Consider the following 992-nt stretch of genomic DNA (forward strand, 5'->3'; position numbering starts at 1 on the left):
CTGTCTGAACCAGAACGTATTACATTACAACAACTTGCTTTGAACCACATACATCGGGACATCCGTACGCGAGGAACGGGGTTACTCATGCTTGCCAGAGGCATCAAACCCCGTCAGATCGCCGAGGAGATAGGATGTAGTCTCAGAGTTATCTATGACTGGGTTCACGCCTGGCATGATTCAGGGATAGCGGGATTATTAGGAGGCCATGTCGGTGGTCGATATCCCGCCATGACACCTGAGATGATTGCTACCGCGGTCGAATCCGCTCGCGCAGAATCTCTGACGCTAGCCCGAATCGCACAGAAAGTTGAGGATAAGCATGGCCCTTTGCCCTGTACACTGGAGACGCTGGCTAATACCCTGAAAAGACAAGGATTAACCTATAAGCGAGCTCGCTTGTCTTTAAAAAAAACGCAATGAAGCGGAATTTGCTGAAAAAGCCGCCTTGTTGAATAAAATGAAGGCGGGCGCACGGTCAGGTCATTACCGTCTAGTCTATTTTGATGAGGCGGGTTTTTCTGCCTCCCCAGCGGTACAATATGGATGGAGTCCCCGAGGTAAGCCCCATGAAGCAGAGCCTCAAAGCTCTGTCAGACGGTCAGTGCTAGGTGCGCTAAATTACACTGATAACACGCTGTTTTATCAGATAATATCAAGCAGTGTCACGCGGAGTAATGTCATTGATTTTTTAGCGCAGGTTGCCCAACAAGGAGATCATCGCCTGACAGTTGTCGTGTTAGATAATGCGCCTATCCATCATGGGATCGATGAAAAAATTAAAAATCGCTGGTTACGAGAGCACAACCTGTTTTTGCTTTACCTTCCCGCCTACAGCCCAGAACTGAATCTGATTGAAATCGTCTGGAGGGAGGCGAAATACCACTGGCGACGTTTTATCACCTGGACTCAGGAAACCATGGAATATGAGATCAATACATTATTAGCTGGTTATGGTGACCAATTTGCAATTAATTTCTCTTGAGGACTTA

General features: G+C 47.5%; 2 protein-coding genes. Both read left to right on the forward strand.

All coding sequences use genetic code 11. The features are described from left to right. Positions 1 to 423 (forward strand): helix-turn-helix domain-containing protein (locus Xentx_RS18135; RefSeq protein ID WP_208607610.1); only part of this gene is annotated, 423 nt, incomplete at its 5' end. Between the two features lie 37 nt (positions 424 to 460). Next, positions 461 to 985 (forward strand): IS630 family transposase, encoded by a 525-nt coding sequence (locus Xentx_RS18140; protein WP_074021875.1) that lies wholly within the window; start codon positions 461 to 463, stop codon positions 983 to 985. Positions 986 to 992 lie beyond the last annotated feature (7 nt).

Source organism: Xenorhabdus thuongxuanensis (assembly GCF_001908095.1).
Classification (GTDB): Bacteria; Pseudomonadota; Gammaproteobacteria; order Enterobacterales; family Enterobacteriaceae; genus Xenorhabdus; species Xenorhabdus thuongxuanensis.

Excerpts from the sequence above, each read along its gene's own strand:
- Xentx_RS18140 (WP_074021875.1), top strand. The coding sequence starts at position 461 with ATGAAGGCGGGCGCACGGTCAGGTCATTACCGTCTAGTCTATTTTGAT.